The sequence below is a fragment of the Serratia sp. T13T92 genome, from assembly GCF_047530105.1.
Lineage (GTDB): Bacteria > Pseudomonadota > Gammaproteobacteria > Enterobacterales > Enterobacteriaceae > Chania > Chania fonticola.
Window position 1 is genome coordinate 61,661 of sequence record NZ_JBLJAK010000004.1, and the last position, 23,830, is coordinate 85,490.

Genomic DNA, 23,830 nt, shown 5'->3' on the forward strand with positions numbered 1-23,830 from the left:
GATGAGCGAAATTATATTATTCTATAGGGTTGATGAGCCTTATGGTGAGTTTTCTAACTTTTCCAAACATGGTTTTTGGATTGGCAATGTATATTGGAGAACAGTAGAGCATTATTTTCAAGCACATAAATTTCATGATAATGAGTTACGTAATACAATGATGAAAATCCTATCTCCAATGGAGGTTGCCAATATGGGGCGGGATAGAAGGCATCCTTTAAGAAAGGATTGGGAAAGTGTCAAAGATGATATTATGCGCTTCGCAGTATTAGAGAAATTCAAGCAGAACGATAGCGCTAGAGATGTGCTGTTATCAACGGGGAACAGTCAATTAATTGAACATACAAAAAATGATAACTACTGGGCAGACGGTGGAGATGGAACAGGAAGAAACATGCTGGGCATTATATTAATGGAAACCAGGGAGCAACTTAAGAAGGAGTCTACATCATAACTAATTTTTTTGATGTAACCAGTGAGCTTTTTTAAAATCACTGGTTGGTAAAAGCCAGGTTATCCGGAGTATAGGAAATTACGCTACCGGGAACCTGGCTTAGCATTTTATGATAATTCTCCACCTAGTTATTTTCAGATTAAATTAACCTTAAAACAAAAAATAGCAGCGCAATGATAAAAAATCCAATATATCTCTTTATCACTTTAATTAGTACAGTGGCACATGGTATGGAGCTAAACACCACGTCATTTACTATCGATATTCAAAAAAATTGCCAAGAAGGAGAGGTTACTTGCGATAATATTTCGTACACTGGCACTAGAAAGTCCGACGGCAGTCAAATTCATCTTATAGGACATACGTTAAATAATAAAAATACGTTTGACTTATATGGCTATACATTTAAGAATGGCGACTACACTTACTCTATTTATATACAAAGCGCAGAGTTTATTCTCGAAAAAAATGGAAAAGTCATTGTCGCTGAAAAAGGAGAGTGGAGCGAGGGAAATTAAAGTGATGTCGAATGCTCTCCGTTAGATCTCACTAATAATAAAGAAAACCTTGATGACTATCGGAGTGGTGAAGTTTGTTTATTTAAAGGTAAATCAATGTTAGATGCCTATAGTGAATATAGATCAACCCATGTGGAAAATGGAAAGCATCTTGAGAAAGAGTTAACAAAGATGCTTGATATAAATAGAAAAAATGCTAGCTATGTCGAAGTAATATATAACTGAAAGAACACACTAAAGTTAAACATTGAAATCATGTTTCCTGGAGGTTTAACGTATATAACGTTAGATGAATCAGATAACGGAACGAAGATATGTACCGTCTACGACCCTGATTAACTTAGTATGAGTTCGCCGCAGAAATTATTGATGCAGCAAACTTAATCTGAGAATTATGGAGATACTGCTTATGTAATTTTATGTGCATCAATAGTGGTAACTGACGTGTTAATAGATATAGTGTTAAGGGAAATTTTCAAAAGGATGGTTTCATGATTAACTTAAATAGAGCATTTTTCTTTTTTATGTTTTTTTTCTTAACTATACGCGCATCTTATTCAAAAGAAAAAGTTGAACTAGAACAAGTGAAAACCATATGGTCATTTTATAGTGTTTCAGAAAAACCTTTACTTTCCTCTGGCGATAACAGCGTTAGAGAAAATCTTTATGATAAATACTCATCAATTAAAATTTCACTTAGTGATAAACATCTCTCTGTGGGTAACCTTTGCTCCGTAACGTCAGTAAAAAACAAGAGAATCGTATTAGACATATGGTTAACAAAATCAACGGTAGAACTTTATAGAAAATCGCTTCGCAATGAAAACATTTCATTGCCTAATGAAATATATTCCATTACAGCTCTTTTCCCCAAAGATGATTGCCCAGCACCATTTAATGAGCTATATGAAATAAATGACTCCTTGATAGCTGTTACAGGTGGAGGTTACTTGTTGGTTTTTAGAGGAGGTGATGATAAAGAGGTTGGCACTAAAAGTGCCGTTATCTCACAACAAGATGATTTTATGAAAGACTATAAGGGTGATATATTAATTAGCGATAGAGTATTTGCCAAAGAAATAAATAAAACCTGTTTGACAGGAGACGTTATTGAGCAAACGCCAGAGCAAGCAGCAGCGGAAAGAAATAAATGCGTCATTTCTAAAATAAAGTTTAAATACGATAGATTAACTAACATTGGTAAAATTTACCCTCAATCTGAATTAGATCGCAATGAGAAATTGTATCTCATTAAGAACGGTGACGTAAATATATATATAAATAAAACCAAGAATGAAACAACCGGAAGTCATTACTCCTATGATTTCACATTGGTTACAGAAAAGGAAAATCATCCAAAAGATAAAATGACACTCTATATAGAGGAAAATGATGGTGACGCTTTGTTAGAAAAAACACAATATTTTTATATAGATGAAAACTTAAACATTTGGTTAATGCTAGTGACTACTGACGAATCTGGCACGAAACTAAAATACTGGAAGAAATATAATATAGATGATAAGACCGCAAAATTTAATTTGGTTGATGAAGTTAACTGCGAAAAAAAAGCATCCCTTGGCGAAAAGTATGCTGAATATTGCAAATGATATTATGGTGACTATTCCAGTATCGCGACAACCATGTGTTCAGACTGCGGCAGTTGGCCGGTGGAGCTGAGTTTTACTGGGAATGACAGAGGGAAGGCAGACAAGCCTGCACGGTGTGCCACTGGAGCAACCTGCCGAACCTTGGCCAGCGTTTTCTGTGAGATGAGCAACCCGGAGCTGTCACCGTGGTCCATCAGGACAGTTTACAGAAGACCTGGCAATATGACACCCGCTGCTGCCGTCTGGTAAAAAAGGTCGGCCTGGACAGGACTATCCACCGCAGCGATTTGCAGCTGGGCCTGATACTGAATCCGAACATGCCGATTTTGCTTCCTGCTAGTTTCGGCTGGAACCCGGAAATGTGCCAGGCGCTGTGCGCCACCTCAATACCAACAATAAATTGGCTTTCGATTATCTTAGACCGTTGATAAAGTGACCGACGGGTGGGCGAAGGGAAACCAGCATGGTCGAACGTATTGATTACCAGATTGAAAAATATAGCTTCGCGGAAGTTAATGAAACGCCGCGCATTGCGCAGCAATGGGCTGAAGTCCTCAAAGAATGCCGTCAGGTACGGGCTGGAAGTATCGAGCGTCTGCGCATCGCATTGCTGAATGTGGATTATGTCACCAGCTTTGAACTGCCTTTTCGTTTGCTGTTGGTACGTGCCCCACAACTGATTGCCGAGCTGCGTGATGAACTGCAACTCAGTCAGAAAAGCGCCGTGTTCAACGGCAAGCGTTTTGGCTGTGTTTACAGCGTGAAGTCTGATTTGAGTAAGGTACCGGATGAATTTCAATACCGTCTGTCAACCCGCATTCGCCGGGAAGTATCGGCAGGCGAAACCGCAGAGCCTTACAGGGGGATTGCCAGGGAAATAAAAGTGCCGCGCGAGCGGCTTAAAAAGGCGCTTGAGAACGGACTCGCGGTAACGGCGCTGGATGGTCTGTTTTGGTTCGGTATGCAGCGAATCGCAGCCGACGTGGCGGTACTCAGAAAAAAGGGGATGCGTATTGCGACCTCAGAGGTTCAGGCATGGGACAGTCTTACTGCTACCCTCCGTCCCGTACCGGTATACCGCGGCGTCTGATGCGCTCATTGTCATTGTTGCTATCTTTTCCTAATGTGCTTTTTCGGCGATCACAGGAGTCGCATTTGATAGCTAACGCTATTGAATTTACTTAGTTTAATCGTGTTGGATTTTGGTTGGTGCCCCCTATTGTGCCCCCAAATGATTTTGCTTGTGGGGAGTGGAATGCATGGCTAGTTGTTGGTGTTGGTTTTCCACTTAAGTAAACTGGCGATATCCTTCCCTCCCTCAGCTTCTTCTCGGCAAACTGGACGTAATCAGCCTGCGCTTTCATCTGTCGTTTTCTTACTGACGGCATCTACGCCTTCCAAGACCTCATGGTCGTAACATTGTAGGAACCGATCCAGTTTATCCTGCCATTCACGCAGGAACATCTGCTGACGACACCGAGCATGATTCCAGCCACATGGTTGAGTTCACAGACTTAGTCCGGACTGAAGTAGTTTTTCGCCACCGGTGCATCGCTTTTAAGCACCTCTTCGCCTTTATAACGACTCAACCTCATATGAGGCCGGTTAGCATCTTTCCCTTCCCGCTGGAAAACATAACAAATTCGCTTGGGTTCGATTAAGTATTCTACCTCTGCTTTAATCCGACTTGCAACGCAGTGTTAGTCCGTTGGCCAGCTTGCCATTGATTAACACAGCGATCTGTAGCAAGGTACAAGCTAAGATCAGAGGCGGACATTTATCTAAATCGCTTCTATCACAGAGTATCACATCTAAATATTTTCATATTGTGATCGATACGGGTTGAACATATTTTCAAAATACTGGAGAGTGATGACTCTAACAGCGGTCCGTTTTAGTGACCTATGGCAAAAAATAATAAATTAATATAGTAAGGAGTCGCCATGATTGAATCTTTCAAGTTAGCCAATATTGCAACCTACGATGAGCAAGGCATACAGGTAACTGGACTCAAAGAAATTAACTTCTTTTATGGTGCCAATGGCTGTGGAAAAACTACCGCATCAAATTATCTGACTGATACCACTGTTGAACGGTTCCAGCATTGCTATGTTATCTGGACGAACAATCTGCCACTACAAACCTTGGTGTATAACAAGGCATTTCGTGAAAAGAATTTTGGTAACAGCGATATTGCAGGAGTTTTTACACTAGGTGAAGCGACTACAGAACAAGTTGAACTAATTAAAGCTAAGAAAGCAGAACAAGAAAATGCAGAGAATCAGTTAAAAAATTACGACAGTGACCATAAGAAAAAAATAGCGGAACAAAGTAATATTAACACTGAATTTACAGATAAATGCTGGTTATTATACAAAAAGTATGAAGGTGATTTCAAGGAAGCTTTAAAGGGCTCTCAAAAAAGGGAATTATTTAAAGCCAAAATTATTAGCATACATGCTGATGACGATAAAAATGTTGCTGATACTGTCGACTACAATGAGCTAAAAATAAGAAGTGAAACGATTTTAGGGCGAAGACCAGACTCTTACCCCTTATTGATAGTTCCGGACTTTAACTTGCTTCACGAAATTGAAATTGATTCTATATGGCAAACAGCTATTGCAGGGCAGCGTGATGTTGATATCTCAGCTTTAATAGAAGCTCTGGGTTGCCAAGATTGGGTAAACCACGGACGTCAATTTATTAGTTCAACTAATATTTGCCCATTTTGCCAGCAACCAACAATTGACGATGAATTTAGAAGAAAGATAGAACTTTTTTTCGATACGTCTTTCGAGCAACGAATTGAGAAAGTAAACGAACTGGCCTCCCGTTATCAGCAGCGAGTAACTCAAACTTTAGAGACTTTACAAAAAATCATACTACAAGAAAAAAACAATAAGAATTCACATTTGGATCTTGACGAGTTTGAGTTGCTTTTAAGAAATACGGAAATTCAGTTTAAAGCTAACTTAATGGTAATTAAAAATAAGCAGGAAAAACCTAGTGCTAAATTCGACATTACGTCTACACAGGAGGCAGCTCAGGTTATTGAGTCACTAATTTTAAAGGCCAATAAAATTATCATAGATCACAATGAAGTCGTCGCAAACTATGATAGAGAACGACAGCGTTTCATTGCTGATGTTTGGATATTTTTAGCAACTGAAATTAAAGATGATTTTGCCAACTACAGTAAGAAGTATAGGGGATTTGCTAAAGCAATTGATACATTGAGCAATAAACTAAATGAAATTAATCACCTAGTCATAGAAAAGAAGGCCGAGGTTGCGGAACTAAGTCGTCATACAACGAGTGTGCAACCTGCAGTTGACGAAATAAATAGGTTGCTACGGGCCTATGGTTTTCTAAATTTTGAAATCGTTCCCTCTCAACACCTAGAGAATCACTATGTAATTCAACGTCAAAATGGTGAATTAGCTTTTGAGTCTTTGAGCGAAGGTGAAGTTACTTTCATCACCTTCCTTTACTTTGTCCAGTTAGCCAATGGGGCCTTAACACAAGAAGCCGTTGCCCAAAGCCGCATTGTAATCATTGACGATCCGATTTCAAGTTTAGATAGCAATGTATTATATATTGTAAGTGCAATAGTTAAAGCTCTAATAAAAGAAGTAAAAAATGGCTCATCAATTAAGCAGGTGCTTATTTTTACTCACAATGTCTACTTTCATAAGGAAGTATCATTTCAAAATGGCCGTTCGAATGGATGTGGAAAAACACACTTTTGGATTCTTCGCAAAGCTAAAAACATTACATCCATTCAGCCTTATCAGCAAAAAAATCCGATTAACTCTGCTTACGAATTAATATGGCGGGAACTGAAGGATCGCCGTAATAGGTCTGGAGTAACGGTTCAAAATATCATGCGGCGAATTCTTGAAAATTACTTCAAGATATTAGGTAAATTTAGTGATGAAGACATCGTTGCTAAATTCGAAAACCATGAGGAACAGCAGATCTGTTTGTCACTTCTTCACTGGATTAATGATGGATCACATTGCATACCTGACGACCTTTTCATCCAAACTATTGATAGCCAAATTGAAGTTTATTTGAGAGTTTTCAAAAATATCTTTATAAACTCAGGCCATAAATCACACTATGAAATGATGATGGCTGGAGAGGAACTTTTTGATGGAGAGTACACTACGGGTGAAGAGGTTATAAATGCGTAACTAGATTCACAGATTAGAGTACTAGCCATCGTACTACTTAAAAGGCAAGATTATACTTATGGTGTTGAATGTTACTTTCAGCACCATATGATGTTTCACAACATTTTATTGTCTAGTTAATATTTATTTTCACACATTAATTAACCTGGAATTAATTAAAGTAACGTTCTAATACATTTTTCCAGAATTTAAATTCTAGCTATTGGCTACTATTGCTACAATACAGTATTAGAAGGTCTCTGGTGGCACCGAATGAAAAACCAAGGTTAACGCTATATAGGCTTAACTTTGGTTTCTCGCTGCATCGAGCCACTTAGAAATATCGAGTTAAAACATGTTGTGATATTATATACGCCACCCTCATACTCATTTTTATATTATATTTAATTTCTTTTTTGATGTTATCATCCAGAAAGGGAAAGAACATAATTAATTTGCATCAATCAACCCTAAGGAGGCATTTTTCACTTATTTTTACCCAAGTACAAAACATGCTGTTTTATTAAAGTGCCCTAACAGGGAGTTATGTTGGGGCACTAAGTTTAAGTAATTCCATACGAATCAAGCAGCTGAATCCTTCTCAACTGCAAGGAATGGAGAATTGTCTAATGCGGCAAATGAAGCCTCATTATTCAGCAATCGAATAAAATATCTTTTTTGATCTTTTGTGTTCAGATTTACTAGACCACCTGCCAAATCAACATTTCTCTGAAACACAGGGAACTGATGCATTACCTGTTGAATTTGCAGAATAGACACGCCAGCCATTACTAAATTACCTTTTGATATCATTGCTAGCCTGCGCATAAAAGCTCTATCTTTATACATATCTTTGAATATATCTAACGGTACAGCAACAGCTTGCACATTAACAATGCCAAGCCCTAAAATTAATGGGGTAGCATTATTCGCAAGATTATCTATTACGCTCTCCAAACCATACATCCTTTCAAGTAGTTTTATATTCAAAGCGTAATATTTATTCTCAAAGAAGAAAAAGTCAATAGTATCATTTATATCGATACTATCATGTGTGACTTTGTCTAATGTCCTTCCGTTTAGGCTGAAGAAAGATTTTTTAGTTTTTTTATGCATAGACACAGGATATTTATGCTGAAAAATCACTACGCTATTCCCATTACCATCACAAAGGTGATAGATTACAGCTTTGACTGAGGTGATACTTTGCGTTGTGAAATCAAAATATATGGCATTACCATTAACCCCTAAGTTTAATACATCTTGCATCTTAGTGAATTCAATGGGGAGATGATTTATATTTAAATGATCGTACTCGAAAACTTGTTTGTCCCTTTCTAATAAAGTAGATACAAGTGGGATTGCCGCTTTACCTCTGTTAGGCTCTACGACATTGCTCATCAAACTTTTAGAGAAGGAAGTTGTTAGCTCTATTTCAGCAGCAGGCTCTAGATTTACTTTAAATATATCTATTGCGCCTTGCATGTCAGCAATGAAAAAAGCTTCACCAGAGAGATTCTGTGATTGTAAAATATTTTCAACATTAGCGAACATTTGTTTGCCTCTAAATTATTTTAGCAAAATAAGTTTCGTTATCAATCTTAATGTACTTTATACTACTATTACTTTCTAGCACTCCCCTGCAGATAACCGTGCATTTTTTAACCCCCCTATCATGCACATTTGCTTTAAATATTCTAAATCCTAGAATTGCAAGCGATGGGTTAGAATAAAATCTGTTTGTTTTTACATAAATCGCACCAATAATGAATATCATTAACCCTAAATTCAAAACTGTTCGCTTACTATCAACATCTGTAAAAACCAATGGCATTATATAAGTTGTTAGAAACTCTAAATGCTCGTGATTTTCATTGCTTATATCAGAAACAGTACACGCAACAGACCACCCAGAACCAAAACTATTAGCAAGAATTATCAATATGAACACACCGATTATGATAAAAATGAGGCTAAATAAGAAGACAATATTTCTTACTCTCAAAGAAGATAATGTGAAACTAAAATTTTCACCAAATAAATAATCCCATATGTTTTTTATTAAAACCTTATCATAAGACATAATCAACAATGATACGAAGAGAAGCCACAAAGATAATATATACAATACTGTTTTAAGATATGGCTTAGTATTCATTATTCCCTCCACTACTACTTTCAATAGGTTGCACATGGAATAAAGGTGTAATGTAAATCATTTGCCTTCCCCCCTGTTAGAGCAGTTCAGCCAGTTTCAAAACAGTCTCAGTGGCAAGCAATTACATATCAAATGGGTAACTGTATTTTTTAAGCAGATGCTTTACCACGACACGAATTTTTGCTCTTGCTGCATCTTTAATCATCCAGTCCAAGCAAGCATTATTACGGATCGCTCCCATCAAAACAACTACGGTTCTCGAAATTTTACCATTAGCTCAAGGACACTATCAGTCAGTAGCTGCAACTAAAGATACTCGTTAGTATGGAGGTTCTGTTGACTAGCAAAATCGTCTGATTTCAGGGTGGTTTTGACAAACATAATCAGTTCATCTATCCTATCCACAGTGGCGAACACTTTGTTTTGAAATCTAGACTGCCCTTGCAACAGTACACACTTACAAGTTAAATGCAGTGGTAAATACTTTGCTTATTAATTCTCATGTAAGTTTTTTGGTGGGACAGACTACCTTAACTTTGATGGTTAAATTTAATGTGCCATCTATGCACTTTCACTTATGGTACTGAACTGCCCGCTAGGTGTGATTACCCTCAGAATAACATAAATTCCATAGCACACTTTAATCGTTTAAGCAGTGACTGGATGTGGGCTTTAATCGTCATGTACCCCTTATTTAGTTATTCTTTCATCGTAGCAAACCTACGCAATCAACCTACCTTGCGGACAATATACTTGGGTAATGTTTCGCGATAATATCATTCATCCTGTCAATTAATTCGTGCTTTCTGAATACGATATGCGCCGACCCTTTCATAAAGTAACGGATCCTCAGGTAATCATCTTGGTAATCCTTGGCACCCTGCCGATTTGCACAGATATGCTCATTTAACCGGGATGTGATATCACCGCGGTTATCAGGCAACGGCTTGCCATCTAGCAAATGCAGCACCCGTTCCAGATCCGCCAGTTGGTCACGCCGGTAACTATGGTTCAGAGTAAACCCCCACTTGTTGTAACTGACCAGATTACTGACGATGATTTTCTTGCCGAAGCAACAAGGATTGTTGGTCTTGTAATCCCAGGAAAGTGACTTGAAAACGTTAATCACCCCACGCTCAAACACCTCCCCCTTATCATGGTGCAACTGCTCAAACGTGCTGTAGATGCTTTCTTCACTGATGATAGGTAGGTCTTTACTCTCCAGACTCTTGTACCACTGGTCGCGGGCTTGCGCATCCATCAGCGACAGCATCCCAGAACGATTCATCAGGTCTTGCCATAGTCTGCGATCGATCTGCCGAGTGATAGCAGTCAGGCCTTTATCTTGTTCCAGAGTGAGATGGCATCCGTAACGGTGACCAGGTTGCACTGCCCAATCTTCCAGTTTACCGCCACCGATGCTGAATATCAGATTGCCGATCTCCTGCAGTTGAACCATCAGCACTTCAATCTGTTTCAATGCAACCTCACGACCTGTTACCAGACGCTCGATATCAGTCGAACAGATGAGCTCGGTGTGGCCGGTAAGAACCTCAGGGGTTTCACTAGCCGTATTTAACGAATGAGACATAATCGGGATCCTCAAAAACAAAAATGCCCGCATCTTCGCGGGCTGGGGAAAGTAGATATAGGATGTTCCATCCCTGTCAGGGCTGGTTATCACTCTGCAACGGGTGGCCGCGCTGCTTGATAAACCGCGATATACACATAGCCAAAACTGCCCAGCGTATCGGCTTCACAGATAAAATCAGCATGCTGAACAGCAACACAATTTTGTCGCCGTGGGTCGAGCTCACCTGACCGCAATAGTGTCTCCAGCCGTTCAACTAACGCCGGAAACGCCAGTTCAAGAGCCTGTGCGACTTCAGGGTCAAAGATGCCGATACAGCCAGCACGGTCTCCCAGAAAATGTAAACGAGCACCTTGTTGTATCAGGCGGGCTCCCAAGCGCGGCGTGATGTCATGCTGCAGGCCCCAGTATGGTATCTGGTCAGGAATACTGTTCGAGGTCTTGGGATCGGAGATTTTCACCATTATATTTTCCTTAAAATGCTCACCCCGGTTGCAAGGCAAGCGTGTCAGTGAATTTACGTAATGCACGTAGACGGCTAAACGAGGCGGGAATTAATGGGAGTTCGTAACCCAAGTGCACTACGAGCTCGCAACATGTCACTTCCACTCAGACTAGGATCCTGAGCCAACATGCTGAAGCCGGGGCGGTCAACACGTACCAAGTCGAATTTTTGGACCAGCTCGTTGACGGTTTCACGTACGGTCATCCCGTACTCAATCTGTCGGGCGATAGCCAGTTGATCGTGATATGGCGTATCGTTGAGTGTGAGTCCGTAACAGTGATCCAGTAACCAGGCGAGCAGTTGCTGGTATTCAATCAAGGCAGGACTGACGTTCGATGCGGTATGAGTTACTTTGTTGGTGGTCTTCATTGCGATGAACCTCAAAGCGGGGAGACTGGCAACAGGCAGTGGTGAGTCAGCCAGTAGGCGACTGAACGCCACTGTTTTAGTGGTACATCGGATTCAATCGTCCAGGTATTCGGACTGTAAGTATTCGCCAGTAACAGCGTTATCATTACCAACCACTGGTAAGGATAACCCCGCGTATCACAGCGAATTGGCGCATGGGGTGTTTGACGTTGGTATAGCCAAAACGGATCTCCCGCTTGGTGAGTAACGCGCTCGCCATTGAAACCGATCATACCTAACCCAATCATACTGTCGCCATAACGCAACGGGCGGGAGCCAGTGTACTCACAGATAGCCGGAGCAGTGGCCAGACCCAATGTTTCGGGATGCTCACACAGCTTCAGGTAAGCCTTGGTGATGGCTTGGCACAATACCTGCCAGTCTTGCGATGAAACAGTACGGTGTTGGAGAAAATGGAATACGCCCGCGGCAGGTGTAGAAGGTATTTCAGTTGCTTGCATAGCTAGCTCCTTGGGGTAAAGATCACAACCAGCCGCGCTCGGCAAATGACACCGATTCGCCGTGGCCTAGAACGATATGGTCGAGAGTTCTCACTTCTACCAGCGACAGTGCGTCCTGCAGATGCTTGGTGATATGACGGTCAGCCACGCTGGGCTCTGCCACGCCAGAGGGATGGTTATGTGCCACGACGACTGCCGCTGCATTATGGCTAAGCGCCGTTTTCACGATTTCCCGTGGGTACACCGGAGTCTGGTTTATCGTGCCGATGGATACCGTCTCACAGGCGATCAGCCGGTGCTGGTTGTCCAGGAACAACACCATGAACGCCTCATGCTCCAATCTTTCCAGTTGCAGCCGTAAATAGTTTTTGGTGCTTTCAGCAGAGGTAAAACTGAATGGCCTGGTTTTCAGCTTCTTTTCCAGAAGCCGTATTGCCATGGCAATAATACGTTGCTCTGTCGTATCTCTTTTCACTGAGTTGTTCCTTATAAGCAGCATAAAGCTCAACTCCCCGATGAAAGGGAGTCGAGCTGAGTTGAAGTTGATTTATTTTTTACACAAATGTCGTAATACTATGGATAACAAACCGAAAGGGGGAAACCATAAAAGGAAGGGGGTTTATGAAGTGTATTAATACGTTAGTATTAAAACATCCTCTTGTGTTAAAGAGTAAGCAATAAATAACACAGGAAGGTAAACACCTTCCTGATGGTAAGCAGAATAAATAATATCAATGATAAGCAGATTAATACATCAAGCCCGGTGGCAACAACCAACGGGCCGAGAGAGTCAGAAATCCAGCCCTGTCTTGCAATCAAACTCGGGGGTTCCCCAGGCTGGTAATGCAGTGGCTACCCCTTTCGTGGGCAGGTCAACCGTTTGGCCATCCGTAGTTTTGGCCTGCAGTCGGGTTGCCTTTCTCAATGCATCCCAAGTGTAGGTAAAGTTATTGCTGCCTACTCGTGAGTCTGTATCATACGGCGTTTGAACCTCGGTGCCATTGACAACTAAATCAAAGCCCTGCTGGTTGTATGTACCGTATTTTTTCCCTTTGAGGCTAAGGGTCATGCTGACCGGTTGGTCTTCACTGCAGGCAATATACAGCGAATCACCGCTTTGGGTGACGACCGTATATTCTGAAACCCCTTGCCCCCAGCCACTGGACCATTGCCCAGATTCACCAAAGGCATAGACACGAGTGGCTATCCAGAAAAGCAAAAACAGAACGATGATTTTCTTCATCATATAACTCCTGTCAAAGGTACAGTAATTAACAGCGCTCGACTGAGCAAACCGAAGAAAATGAGTGGAGAGACTCACTGACTGAATACATACAGGGTCTCTTTGGAGTAAAAGCGATCCAACGGCAGTGTATTGTTATCTACTTCCAATAACTGTGCCGTCGGATACAACAGTTTGTAGCTAATATCGTCAATGACTTTGTTAACGCCTGGTGTATTACTCACTTCAGTAATCACTTTATCTTTGGTGTTATATACGATGTACTCCACCGTTCCAGTGACAGTACGGGTATCTGTCATACGCCTAGCAGAGTTATTTACATTATCGATAAAGAGACGGCTCGCATTATAATTTGACATGCCTTTCGCCCTATCTTCGATTACGCCCATAATACGTTTCATTCTGGCTTTTTCTTTGTCCGAATATACCACTGTGAGCTGCGCCTTACAGGTCAGTGAATTGACTGATGGGTTACTGTCTGTGGCATGAATGTTATCTAGCCTCAGAGTTAGCGAGTCCGGCGTCAGTCCCATACTACCGAATTTCTTGTAGGTACTAAGGTTCATCTTGTTCAACACATTGCTGGTCACTATCTCATTGATAGCGCGAATTGACTCAGGGTTATCACAGGAAAAAGCATCACCGCAACCGGACAGCGCCGCAGAAGCCATGATTACTGCCGCTATTTTTCTTACATTCATTTCTTTTCTCCATAATCAAGATGAACAGCCTCCTTCCCGCCGAAACGGGAATGAGTTGTTACTGCATGTGGTAAATACAATGTGGTGACTAAAGTCACAGGATTATCGAATGGTGGTTACGGCGCTATCACCTCATCAGCCATTGAATTTATGTCACACCCGATAAAGGTCTCTCGGGCAATATTGCCGATGATGTTGGTGGAAATACTGTCGAAGGTTCCGCCGACAATACCCCCGGCCAACGGCACCAGTTTCACCAGATTGATGCCGCCTTTCTGGCCAAACTTGGTCAGCAGTCGGAAGCCAACGGCCCTATTGATGGTCTTGATGACTTCGCCCGATACGCTCCGGATTGCGCTTCGGGTAAGCTGCATACCGATTTTGATACCAGCTTCCTTGAGGATGTCTTTCGCTGCATTACCACACAGGCAGAGATACACAAAAGCGCGCACATTGTCGTCTTTCAGATCATAGCCACCGATATGGGCAATCGCCGCAATCATCCTTATCTGGATGTACATCACACTGGTGATATTGGCAGGAATTGCTACCGGCAGCGTGATAGCTCCGCCAAGCCCGGTAACAAAACCACTGGTACCTGCTTTGGTGTTTTGCCAGCGGATAAGTGCGTTAACACAATCCATCTGGTTTCCTCCCTTCTTCATATAGGACTCGGCAATGTCTTGCGCCGAGTCCAGCCCCGTTACACCGTTTACTGCCTTGTCGTAAGCCCAATCCAATACCTTCTGAACTTTGCCTGCCGTGAGTGCCTTATCGTGTTCCATCTACGCCTTTCCCCCTTGTTGAAAGCCCGTTATTCCTACGATAGCGGGCTGTATTTCCCTGTATGTCGGCGTGCCAAAACGTACCTGATTGATGGGTTGCAAGATGAAGAAAAACCGAACGGCACCCAGGCCGATCTTATCGACGGATGAACGGCAAAGATAATCGGTTGTGTAGATCAATAACGCGAAACCGATCGTGGAAAACGATCAACTTTTTACAAATGATGGGATATTACGTGAACGCGTTACTTGTTGAATTTAAGCATATTTTCAGCCAACACCCACAAGGCACGGTTAAGCTTGATATCACCTTCAATGCCTTTCACTGCGCGGGTTCTAGCCTGTCTGCCACGGGCGTTGCGACCATTTAGCCCACCTTTGAGCATGTTTTCCTGCACACGCTGGTAGGTACTCCACAGGTCGCTTTGGCGGTCTTCCCAACGGCGTGGTATCAAGATTTGCTCTTCGGTAACTGGCTGGTGGTCTTCACCGTAGCGGTAACTCAAGGCTGCGTTGGCAAAGGCCCGTTGTGCCGATAGCGTCAGAGAAGTGGTCAACATGGCTTCGCGTGAGGCCTCCACCTTGTCGAAAATCCCCAGCACTTCATAAGCGCCTTCGATAACCTGACCAACGACATCACCTTTATGCGGCACACGCACTTCGCCAAAGCTGTTGCCGCATACCAAGCCGTTGGCACACACAAAGCGAAACAGGCCCGGGATCATCTGGTAACTGCTGGAACCATCGTGACTGTTGAGCAGGATAATCTCTGGCACTTCCTTACCAACTATCTGATTCTCACGGCGTAGACGCAGCATGTGTTTGGTATGCTCACGCTTATCCAGGTCGCGCACTCGGGTCTGGCAGGCGAAGAAGGGTTGGAAGCCTTCTTTACGCAGGTTATCCAATAAAGCGATGGTGGGAATGTAGGTGTAGCGATCGCTACGGGAAGCGTGTTTCTCTTCCGAGAATACGCTGGGCACATGGCGGGCCAATTCATCATTGGTTAACGGGCGGTCGCGGCGAATGGTATTAACCGCACCAAAGCGGGAGGCGAGTCGGGTCATATTTCATATCCTTCAGTGAGTTACCAACAAGCACGAGGCGCAGTAATGCGCGTATCGTCTAGATTCACTGCAGTAATATGTGTATGAAATTTGACTGAATGCCCAAAAGACGTCTTTTCATGGAGGAGATTAGCCTAGGCTGGTTGCATAAATGGCATCACTTCTCTCATTATTCAATGAACCAACTTGTTTCCTACCTTAATGTAGTGAATGATTTCCTTAGCCAACATACCCCAAGGAACGAAATATGTTACGAGGTTCTGAAAAAAAAGAAGCACTGACAAGCTTAGATCGTGCACGTCAGTGCTACAAATCACAAGTTGAAGCCACCCAAACAGAGGTTAACAACCTCTATCTGCTACGTCAGAAATGCAGCAAGACCTTAATGGCTCATATTAAAATTTGTGTCAACGATCTGACAAATATGCCAAAAGAATTCTACAAATCATGGAGTGAGTTCAAACAGGCAATCTCTATATTCGACAATACTGTGGACAAACTCGAAGCCGAATATCGTAACACCCATATTGAGGATGCAAGCATGACAGCCGCGGGCGTCACTACTGGTTTAGGGGTTGCTACCGGTGCAGGAATGGCTGCTTTTGGCTCCACCGCAACGATGGCCGTAGCAACTACCTTCGGCACTGCATCTAGTGGGGCAGCAATTTCCACATTAAGTGGCGCTGCAGCTACCAATGCCGCATTAGCCTGGCTAGGTGGCGGTACACTTGCTGCTGGCGGTGGTGGTGTGGCAGCCGGTAATGCATTACTAGCGCTGGCTGGACCAATAGGTATAGGTATTGCAACCCTCGGCCTCGCAAGTGGTGCCATAGTGGCACGAAAAAAGAATGGTAAAGTTATTGAAGAAGCTCAGGTTGAAGGACTCCATATGCAGGAATTAACCAGAAAATTGAGCATACTCGAATGTGACGTTATAGGCATTACTTCGCTTATTTCCAAGCATTATCACGGTACTGAGAGTATAATAGGCACGCTGGAAAGAACCGCGCCGACAGATTTTAAATCATTTAATGCGGTTCAAAAAGAAATATTCAATACATTAACAGCCCATATTCATGAATTATCGAAACTAATCAACAAAAAAATTCAGTAAAAAACCGCCCCCTCTGATAACTATGTTAATGGAGGGTCTACAACTATAAAAACACCTTACCCTCTCGTTTAGCGGGTTATAAAAAATCATTAAATAAGCATTTCATCTTCGTGATCCACTGAAAGTAAATAATATTTACTCGACTTAAAATCGAGTGAAATAATAACCTTAACCCTCCAGAAATATGAAGCTATAAATACCTAACGTCATATGAAGAAGCAATAACCTCTACGTAGCTATCATAGCCTATAATCAGATAATGCTTCAAACCTAGGCGATCATTAGGATCAAATAGCTTACTTTTGTTTTCAAGGATATCAGAATTTACCACCTGATAAAATTGAGGATTCGGGTGATAACCATTTTCTTCCCAGAAAGCCATTTCGTTGTTAATGCCACCTTTGATTTCAAAGCTATCGTAATGATTATCAAAAAAATTCAAAGTAATGCATCTCAGTTCTGCCACAACTAGAAATGTTAACTCAACTTCTCTATACACTTCACTTCTTACGTCATCGATTCTTTGCGCATCAAGTCTTAGCTTTACACCACTTGACTCTGTATATACAGCCTCAAGATCAGTAGCCGATATTCGAAATCCTACCTTCTCAGGGGTTAACTGCATTTTCATTTCTCATCCGCCATTATCATCTAAGTGTCATTCATGCCGATAAGTGACCAGAAAGTTCTAGATGTTAAGATTTGAACTCATCATGCCCCCTTCAAAGACTCTATTTTATTAATTAGTAATTCAATATCATCATAGCTGAATTTAGAAGAGAATATCCTTCTGGGATAATTCTTCAATTCTGCATGAACCACGTTCTCAATTGGAGATGATATTTCCCACAAGATATTACCTTCACCCGTTTCACCCTTGAAAGAAAAAACAGTGAAATCATCAAGTAGAGTACCAAAATTTACAGAGTAACTTCTCGCCAACTCACTTAAATAGTTCTTTTCATCGTCATAAAAATCATCATCGGATATACACAATGCTTCATTTAACTTACAAAATATCTCCCCTTGAGATTCACCCCAAAATATAGGCTGCAACCTTTCCTTTTTCATTATATCCATAAGACCACCAACCAAGTAACCATCAAGATATATCAACTCCGACAATGCACCTAAACTATTGCCCTCAAACCATAATCTGGCATATCCCATAAATAATTTTGAATCAGAAATATCATATTCAATTCCAACAGTCGATTTTGTTCCTATCATATTAGGCATACTCAACATCCTTTCATATTTCTTGCGTACTTAGGTACGTTTTTCTTATCTATAGCACGAGGGTTTCCGCGTATATCTACACCATCGGTTGAACCATTCCAATGGAAGGCATCTGAACCATCAGCAGCACTACTTTGGAACCTATGCCAATTAGCTTTCTTACTACCACTTACTTTTGTCCAACTTTTTTATGATCATTAGAAACAACCTAGATTCTTAAATAACGGAACTTGCAACGTGACACTCGGTAAGCTAGTTATTAAAGTTCAATTATATAATATAAAGAACAGTGAAATTGGAAGGATCTTTGGAGGAGCTTTACTGCTTTAAAAAGCTATTATTGATAAAGTTTCACCCATCCCCCTGCTAAGCCGATAGGATCCAGCATCATGAATCTGGCGACTTCCGACGCATAATACCGACGAGTATTATTGTGCAGTACACTGTATAATTATACTCAACTGAACGACTGCACTCCTTTAATAAAAACCTATTAAAGTATTAGTTTAAATTTCATGTAGTATGTTGTAAAACTGAGTCTCATTTAATTGTATCTTACGCAAGTAATCGTCAAGCCCTAGGTCAGTAAAATGGTGTTTTCCAACAATCAATCCTCTTTTTATTATTGCCTCAAAGAAACGGAAGAAGATATAATCATCCCTTAAAAATGATTTAATCTTTAATAAGTAACTTGGATTATCTTTTAGTAAATAAAAAATATAATTCATAAGCAATAAATTAGAAACAAAAACCTCATTGGTTGATTGTAATGGATTGAACATATCCTTAATCAAGGAAAATAACTTATTGACTTTTTTTTCATCATTAGCATAGTTGATAAAAAAATCTGGATAAATGAACTTTTCATTTTTATCATCGAAATTAAGGTGATACTTTTTATTATCATTTATAAACAGAAATTTTATAAGCGATATATAAAACCCCCCAATCTTACATGAGTTGCCTGTCCCTTTATCTAAAAAAATCAGATTAAGGACATCAAATAAATTAACAGAACCTATGTTTTCAGTTTCAAAAAGTAGCCCGTCATCACATACACGGAAGCGAGAAAAATCTTCATAACACATAAATAGCTCACATAAGAACTGTTGGCATAAAGAAGTCATAAGTTCATTGTGATTTAAGCCAGTGTTTCTGTTGCTTTTCATATTAATCAATTGAAGAACAAAAAAAAGTAACCGATAATCTTTATCTGATGGCTTCTTATTTATACCAAATAAATATCCAAATCTAGACAACACTGTTTTTATACATTCAAAATCATTACCAGTGAATTTATTTCTCAGTAAAAGCAACCTCCTCTCTTCAATGTCAGATAGACTATCAAACCAACGAATTAGATCTATCTTCGTCTTGTTAACGATTAAATTTAAATCAAAAACCCCCTCATCCCATTCTACGTAAGAAAACTCTTTCCAACGTCTTGCTTTATTTCTAGTGTTTAAAAAACAGCACAACTTATAGTTAAACAACTCAAAAAACTCATTCCCAGCATCTATTTTTTTAACTAACATTTGAATCGCTCCCATTTTCCTTTTTTTACTTGCTGTTCTATTGTCATTTTCTTTATATCTTTATTAATATCGTCTAGTACGTTAACTCCGATCCCTCTGGCACCACGTTCGTTCGTTTTAGATATAACACCATCAGGACGCCCTGTCTCTTTCCAATCTATAGGTGACTTAGATATATCAACATGGTCATTTAGAAGAGCAGCCGACTTATCCCCTAACTCTAGAGTAACTCTATATTTTCCGCGAGTAGGATTAAACTCTGCTTTCTCTGAGTTTACCCATATCGCCTTTCTTGACGAGTTATTATTCAGGACTAATCCTTTTGCCTCAGATACAGCCCTTGCTTCGGCTTCACTCATATATCTAACGATAGTTGTATTTAAGCCAAGTGGGTCAAGCCAACTTAGCGGATTCGGCGCGTACTGATAAAGATTCAACCCACCCGCTAAACCGATCGGATCCGGTGTGATAAACCGCCCAACCTCAGGTGCATAATACCTATAGGTATTGTAGTGCAGCCCGGTCTCTTCATCCAGATATTGCCCGGCATATCGCAGTGGTTGGCGGAACCTCCCCAGTGGTTGACTGAAATTACGCCACATCGCATCAGTCTGCCGTGCCACCTGACCAAACACCCCATACTGCCCCGACCACACCATCTCACCCTGTGCGTTGGTCACTTCCTGTGGGGAACCATTCAGGTCGGTGTGATACCAGTACAGTTTGTCTCCACTGTAGTGCCGTTCAATACAGGCCAGCGGTGTATAGGCTTCGTTCGGGTCATAGCAGTAGGTTTGCTGGTGATCGTCAGTACGGCTTTGCAGCAACCGCAATCCCTGCCACAAGAAATGGGTTTCACGCCGTTCCTGGCGAAGAGTGACCACCTTGCTTGACCGACGACCCAACGCGTCATAGTGGTACTGCGCTTCAAACAATCCCTTCGGCCCGTCACCTTTCGCTCCCACCAGGCGGTTATCTGCATCATAGCGATAGTGCTGGCTGCCGGGACCTTTCTGCCTGACCGACATATTCCCGAAGGCATCATACTGATACTGCCATTCTTCCCAACGGGTCAACCGGTTATCACTATAAGGCTGGCTGCCACGGACATACGGTGAGCTTTCCGGCGTCAGTAACGGCAGTAGCAAGGCGTTATCAGCCTGATCATAATGCACAGAGGTCTGATCGCCTTGTGCCGAATAGACGCTACGTAACCGACCTTCAACATCATAGCCATAGCTCAGCATACCCCGATTGCTGTCCTCTACGGCGGCCAGTTCATGCATATCGTCATAATGATAAGCTCGCCACAAAACCCCTTGCTCTGGGGAGGTAAGTGCGTCGGTGAGGCGATTGCTGATACTGCTCTGCCACTGGCGACGACCCAGGCGGTCATATCGCCGGTGCTGCGTCAAAGCCCCCTGAGTACGGCTTGTCTCACGGTGCAGTGCATCGCGTTCAAACTCGCTGATGATCTGGTCATTGAAACGGATGGCAGTGACGTGCCCAGAACCGTAATGCAGCCACTGGAACTGGTCATCGTTCGGCAGGCCGAGTGTGGTCAGGTTACCCAACGCATCATACTGGTAGCTCAGCGCTTCAACGCCGTTATGCTCTCGAGTCACCCGACCCAACGCATCCCGTTCAAAGCTCACGGTATTGGGCTGGATACCCAGCTTCAGTCCCTGCTCCGTAGGTGTACGGCTGGCGCTGAGCAAACCACCCATCAGGTTCCATTGATAGGTGACCTGCTCGGTCTGCGTCTGACGTGCAATAACCTGGCCTGCCGCATCGTAGGTCAGTTGACTGACTTTCTCTGGGCGGTGTCCTTCATCGCCTGTAGTACCACGCTGCACGACTTCGGCAACCTGCCCATCGGCATTAAAACGGTAACCGTAACGGGTATCGTCCGGGCGCTGCTCTTCCTGCAAGCAGCCTTCCGCATCGCGGGTAAAGCGATAGATACCGCCGTTGGCATTATCCAAGCTGAGCAGGCGGCCTTCCACGTCATACTCGTAACGCAGGGTTCGGTTCAGGCGGTCGGTAGCGCTCAGGGTTTGCCCACGTGCGTTGTAATGCCAGTGGCGCGGCAGGTTTTGCCCCTGCTGATGGCTGAGCAGCAGCCCCGCATCAGACCAGTCAAACTGCTCCGTTGAACCGTCCGGCAGGGTCAGTGTGACCAGTTGGCCTGCGTCGTTATACTGGTAGCGGGTTTCCTGCTGCAATGCATCGTGGCGGGAGACCATCTGCCCCAGCGTATCATAGCGCCAGGCAGTGGGCTGACCGGAACAGTCGGTGTAGCCTGTCAGTTGCCCCTGGCTATTCCAGCTTAGCTGGCTCTCGCCACCCCGCGCATCAGTGACGCGGTCTGGCAGCAGCGTATGGGAGTGTGGGTAGTGATAGTGCGTCGATTGCAACAACCGGTCGGTTTCCTGCACTACCCGGCCCTGTTCATCCCAGACGGTACGTTCTACCAGGCCATCCGGCCAGAACAAAAAGGTCTGTCGGTCGCTGTTGCGTTGATACTGCCAACGCGTGGTGGCTCCGTTGGCATCGGTGGAAGACACTAGCCTGCCCAGTTCATCCCATTCACACTTGCGCAAATGCCCCAGCGGCGAGCAGTAACCGGCGGGGAGACCGGCTTCATTCCACAGCATCTGATGCTGGTTTCCGGAGCGGTCGGTATAACGGCTGACACGACGGTGTTCGTCCAACTCCCACACCGCCTGACTGCCATCCTGGTAGGTGGCGGTGCGTAGATTTCGTTCTTCGTCATAAGCCAACTGATAGCCGTCACCCTCGCTGGTATGGTGTTCGGCCACGCACCAGATGTCTTCCATCTCCTGCCACTGGTAGTCGCAGCGCAAGCCGGTGGCATTCTCATGCCATAGCAGCAAACCGTTCTGTTCATCCCAGCCAAAGCGACGCATCACTGCGTCACCCCGGTGTTGCACCGCGACCAGTTGACCCGCTTCGTTATATTGATAGCGGACACGCTGCACCTCGCCCGCCACAGTTTGCTGCCACACGGCTATCAAACGGTTGAGTTCGGGGTGATATTCGCAACGCAGGGCCTGGCCACCGGTACGGGTGATGATGTCCATCTGCCGTTGTTCGTTGTAGTGGAATGACTGCTGGTTGCCGACGTTGTCGCTGATGGCACTCAGGGGAACTCGGCCCTCGGCGTCGAAGGCCGGATAGTGATAACGCAGTTCACCGGCATCGCTGATGCACCACGTTCCATCTTCCTTATGCGTAAGCCAGCACTGCTGGTCGGGGCAGAAGGTACGATGGCCAACGGGTACCTCAGGGAACGGGATAAAATCCCCGTGGGTGTTACGCCACAAGATGCCCTCTTCCACCTGCCGCAGTTCGCTTTCCCAGAACAGGCTCCAGCCCAGCCCCAATACGCTCTCCGCCGCATGGCTGCTGAGATAACTGCGCTGCCAGAACAACGGCAATTCACCATCGAGGGTGAAGTCCAGGTCATCGTCGTTATTGAGGAATTTTTGCCCGGTGGTCACCTCTACCGGGTTAGCCAGGATACCGACTATTGAAGCGGCAATCCCCAGAGGAGTGAGCATACAGAGCACTTTGGCTACCTTGCTGGCCCCCGGAATTTTGCTCATCAAACGCTCTACAGCACCAGGCCCACGCCCCGCAGCCCCTTTCGCACTGACCAGACCGGCTATAAGCATCGTCAGGTCTGAAACGGTGTAAGCCCATTCGGGGATTTCCGGGCTGATGTTTTCCGTAGTCGTTGTGCCACCGCCGATAAACACGTTGGAGGAACCGGCCAGGATGGTCGCATCGCAGGTAGTTTTATCGCTCTTGCGGGCGGCTGGCTGGCCGTTGATGAACACTGAGGAAGAGCCCTGCGCCACCTGCTGCACCTTGTCCTTGTCACAAGCAACGGTGCTCAGGGTAGCGACGGCGGCGGGTTTGTCATTGATAAAGACATTGCCCGAGCCGGTGATAATCGTCCCGCTGGGGCTCATCGAGCTGGCCCCGGCCTCGACACACGCATCCCGCGCCTTTTCCCCCAGGGCATTGGCAGCCATGCCAACCGCGATCCCGGCCCCAATCAGCAAAAAGCCCACGCCAAGACAGGCAGACGCACACCCGGCACCAATCAACATGCCGCCCAGGATACCCCCGGCCACGTTGATCAGGCCACCTAGGATCGTTCCGCCAATCAACCCGGCGAGAGCCCCCGAATGGCCGATGGCATCACCGACGCGTGCAGCTTCCAGCATGGTATTC

Annotated in this window: 24 protein-coding genes and 1 pseudogene; 7 read left to right on the top strand and 18 right to left on the bottom strand. The window is 43.7% G+C overall.

From position 1 onward, the window contains the following. The first annotated feature begins 1 nt into the window (after position 1). The 3 genes from ACMV5I_RS06475 (at position 2) to ACMV5I_RS06485 (ending at position 2,582) form a co-directional block, all read left to right on the top strand. Positions 2-454: an NADAR family protein gene (locus ACMV5I_RS06475; RefSeq protein WP_414823928.1), complete on the top strand. Its 453-nt coding sequence runs from the start codon at positions 2-4 to the stop codon at positions 452-454. A gap of 230 nt (positions 455-684) precedes the next feature. Next, entirely contained in the window at positions 685-972 is a 288-nt protein-coding gene (locus ACMV5I_RS06480; protein WP_414823929.1) for a hypothetical protein, read from the top strand. 491 nt (positions 973-1,463) lie between these two features. After that, complete coding sequence (locus ACMV5I_RS06485) at positions 1,464-2,582, top strand: hypothetical protein (protein ID WP_414823930.1); 1,119 nt, start codon at positions 1,464-1,466, stop codon at positions 2,580-2,582. An 11-nt stretch (positions 2,583-2,593) separates the two neighbouring features. Here the strand turns inward: ACMV5I_RS06485 and ACMV5I_RS06490 are convergent, their stop codons facing one another. Continuing rightward, positions 2,594-2,776 carry a hypothetical protein gene (locus tag ACMV5I_RS06490; RefSeq protein WP_261282408.1) on the bottom strand — a complete coding sequence of 61 codons (183 nt, stop codon included), beginning with the start codon at positions 2,774-2,776 and terminating at the stop codon, positions 2,594-2,596. A 269-nt stretch (positions 2,777-3,045) separates the two neighbouring features. Here ACMV5I_RS06490 and ACMV5I_RS06495 point away from each other — a divergent pair, with 269 nt between their 5' ends. Continuing rightward, positions 3,046-3,672, top strand: coding sequence for a DNA-binding protein (locus ACMV5I_RS06495; protein WP_414823931.1), 627 nt, complete (start codon positions 3,046-3,048; stop codon positions 3,670-3,672). A gap of 173 nt (positions 3,673-3,845) precedes the next feature. On the opposite strand, the pseudogene rhuM reads toward ACMV5I_RS06495, so the two are convergent. After that, positions 3,846-4,195: pseudogene (gene rhuM / locus ACMV5I_RS06500) on the bottom strand (RhuM family protein); the annotation flags it as partial. 330 nt (positions 4,196-4,525) lie between these two features. Between rhuM and ACMV5I_RS06505 the strand changes: the two are divergent. After that, on the top strand, positions 4,526-6,781 hold the full coding sequence (locus tag ACMV5I_RS06505) for an AAA family ATPase (protein ID WP_414823932.1): 2,256 nt from the start codon (positions 4,526-4,528) through the stop codon (positions 6,779-6,781). Between the two features lie 561 nt (positions 6,782-7,342). On the opposite strand, the gene ACMV5I_RS06510 is transcribed toward ACMV5I_RS06505, so the two are convergent. The 11 genes from ACMV5I_RS06510 to ACMV5I_RS06560 all read right to left on the bottom strand — a co-directional run bounded on the left by ACMV5I_RS06510 (position 7,343) and on the right by ACMV5I_RS06560 (position 14,612). After that, the gene (locus ACMV5I_RS06510) at positions 7,343-8,314 is read right to left on the bottom strand and encodes a Kiwa anti-phage protein KwaB-like domain-containing protein (RefSeq protein ID WP_414823933.1); all 972 of its coding nucleotides are present in this window, start codon (positions 8,312-8,314) and stop codon (positions 7,343-7,345) included. Between the two features lie 10 nt (positions 8,315-8,324). Then, positions 8,325-8,918: an anti-phage protein KwaA gene (gene kwaA / locus ACMV5I_RS06515; protein WP_414823935.1), complete on the bottom strand. Its 594-nt coding sequence runs from the start codon at positions 8,916-8,918 to the stop codon at positions 8,325-8,327. Between the two features lie 121 nt (positions 8,919-9,039). Further along, positions 9,040-9,159 (bottom strand): type I restriction enzyme endonuclease domain-containing protein, encoded by a 120-nt coding sequence (locus ACMV5I_RS06520; RefSeq protein ID WP_414823936.1) that lies wholly within the window; start codon positions 9,157-9,159, stop codon positions 9,040-9,042. A gap of 492 nt (positions 9,160-9,651) precedes the next feature. Continuing rightward, positions 9,652-10,509 carry a DUF4942 domain-containing protein gene (locus tag ACMV5I_RS06525; RefSeq protein ID WP_414823937.1) on the bottom strand — a complete coding sequence of 286 codons (858 nt, stop codon included), beginning with the start codon at positions 10,507-10,509 and terminating at the stop codon, positions 9,652-9,654. 89 nt (positions 10,510-10,598) lie between these two features. Next, positions 10,599-10,973 carry a type IV toxin-antitoxin system YeeU family antitoxin gene (locus ACMV5I_RS06530; RefSeq protein WP_414823938.1) on the bottom strand — a complete coding sequence of 125 codons (375 nt, stop codon included), beginning with the start codon at positions 10,971-10,973 and terminating at the stop codon, positions 10,599-10,601. Positions 10,974-11,047: 74 nt separating this feature from the next. Then, complete coding sequence (locus tag ACMV5I_RS06535; RefSeq protein WP_414823940.1) at positions 11,048-11,383, bottom strand: TA system toxin CbtA family protein; 336 nt, start codon at positions 11,381-11,383, stop codon at positions 11,048-11,050. 11 nt (positions 11,384-11,394) lie between these two features. After that, positions 11,395-11,883 carry a hypothetical protein gene (locus ACMV5I_RS06540; RefSeq protein ID WP_174333224.1) on the bottom strand — a complete coding sequence of 163 codons (489 nt, stop codon included), beginning with the start codon at positions 11,881-11,883 and terminating at the stop codon, positions 11,395-11,397. Positions 11,884-11,905: 22 nt separating this feature from the next. Further along, positions 11,906-12,382, bottom strand: coding sequence for a JAB domain-containing protein (locus tag ACMV5I_RS06545; protein WP_046808043.1), 477 nt, complete (start codon positions 12,380-12,382; stop codon positions 11,906-11,908). Between the two features lie 291 nt (positions 12,383-12,673). Further along, positions 12,674-13,129, bottom strand: coding sequence for a hypothetical protein (locus ACMV5I_RS06550; RefSeq protein ID WP_202672616.1), 456 nt, complete (start codon positions 13,127-13,129; stop codon positions 12,674-12,676). A gap of 71 nt (positions 13,130-13,200) precedes the next feature. Continuing rightward, complete coding sequence (locus ACMV5I_RS06555; RefSeq protein ID WP_414823941.1) at positions 13,201-13,827, bottom strand: hypothetical protein; 627 nt, start codon at positions 13,825-13,827, stop codon at positions 13,201-13,203. Between the two features lie 116 nt (positions 13,828-13,943). Continuing rightward, the gene (locus ACMV5I_RS06560; protein WP_414823942.1) at positions 13,944-14,612 is read right to left on the bottom strand and encodes an EcsC family protein; all 669 of its coding nucleotides are present in this window, start codon (positions 14,610-14,612) and stop codon (positions 13,944-13,946) included. Between ACMV5I_RS06560 and ACMV5I_RS06565 the strand changes: the two genes are divergently transcribed. Next, positions 14,604-14,762 (top strand): hypothetical protein, encoded by a 159-nt coding sequence (locus tag ACMV5I_RS06565; protein WP_414823943.1) that lies wholly within the window; start codon positions 14,604-14,606, stop codon positions 14,760-14,762. The genes ACMV5I_RS06560 and ACMV5I_RS06565 overlap by 9 nt on opposite strands. Positions 14,763-14,857: 95 nt before the next feature. Here ACMV5I_RS06565 and ACMV5I_RS06570 read toward each other — a convergent pair whose 3' ends face one another. Next, entirely contained in the window at positions 14,858-15,679 is an 822-nt protein-coding gene (locus tag ACMV5I_RS06570) for a DUF932 domain-containing protein (protein WP_414823944.1), read from the bottom strand. A 247-nt stretch (positions 15,680-15,926) separates the two neighbouring features. On the opposite strand from ACMV5I_RS06570, the gene ACMV5I_RS06575 reads away from it, so the two are divergent. Beyond that, positions 15,927-16,793: a hypothetical protein gene (locus ACMV5I_RS06575; protein WP_414823945.1), complete on the top strand. Its 867-nt coding sequence runs from the start codon at positions 15,927-15,929 to the stop codon at positions 16,791-16,793. Positions 16,794-16,983: 190 nt separating this feature from the next. Here ACMV5I_RS06575 and ACMV5I_RS06580 read toward each other — a convergent pair whose 3' ends face one another. The 4 genes from ACMV5I_RS06580 to ACMV5I_RS06595 form a co-directional block, all read right to left on the bottom strand. Next, the gene (locus tag ACMV5I_RS06580) at positions 16,984-17,424 is read right to left on the bottom strand and encodes a hypothetical protein (RefSeq protein WP_414823947.1); all 441 of its coding nucleotides are present in this window, start codon (positions 17,422-17,424) and stop codon (positions 16,984-16,986) included. Between the two features lie 80 nt (positions 17,425-17,504). Further along, positions 17,505-18,032: a hypothetical protein gene (locus ACMV5I_RS06585; RefSeq protein WP_414823948.1), complete on the bottom strand. Its 528-nt coding sequence runs from the start codon at positions 18,030-18,032 to the stop codon at positions 17,505-17,507. Between the two features lie 506 nt (positions 18,033-18,538). Beyond that, positions 18,539-19,567 (bottom strand): hypothetical protein, encoded by a 1,029-nt coding sequence (locus tag ACMV5I_RS06590; RefSeq protein ID WP_414823949.1) that lies wholly within the window; start codon positions 19,565-19,567, stop codon positions 18,539-18,541. Next, complete coding sequence (locus tag ACMV5I_RS06595) at positions 19,561-23,823, bottom strand: RHS repeat-associated core domain-containing protein (protein ID WP_414823950.1); 4,263 nt, start codon at positions 23,821-23,823, stop codon at positions 19,561-19,563. Before ACMV5I_RS06595 ends, ACMV5I_RS06590 begins: the two co-directional genes overlap by 7 nt. Positions 23,824-23,830 lie beyond the last annotated feature (7 nt).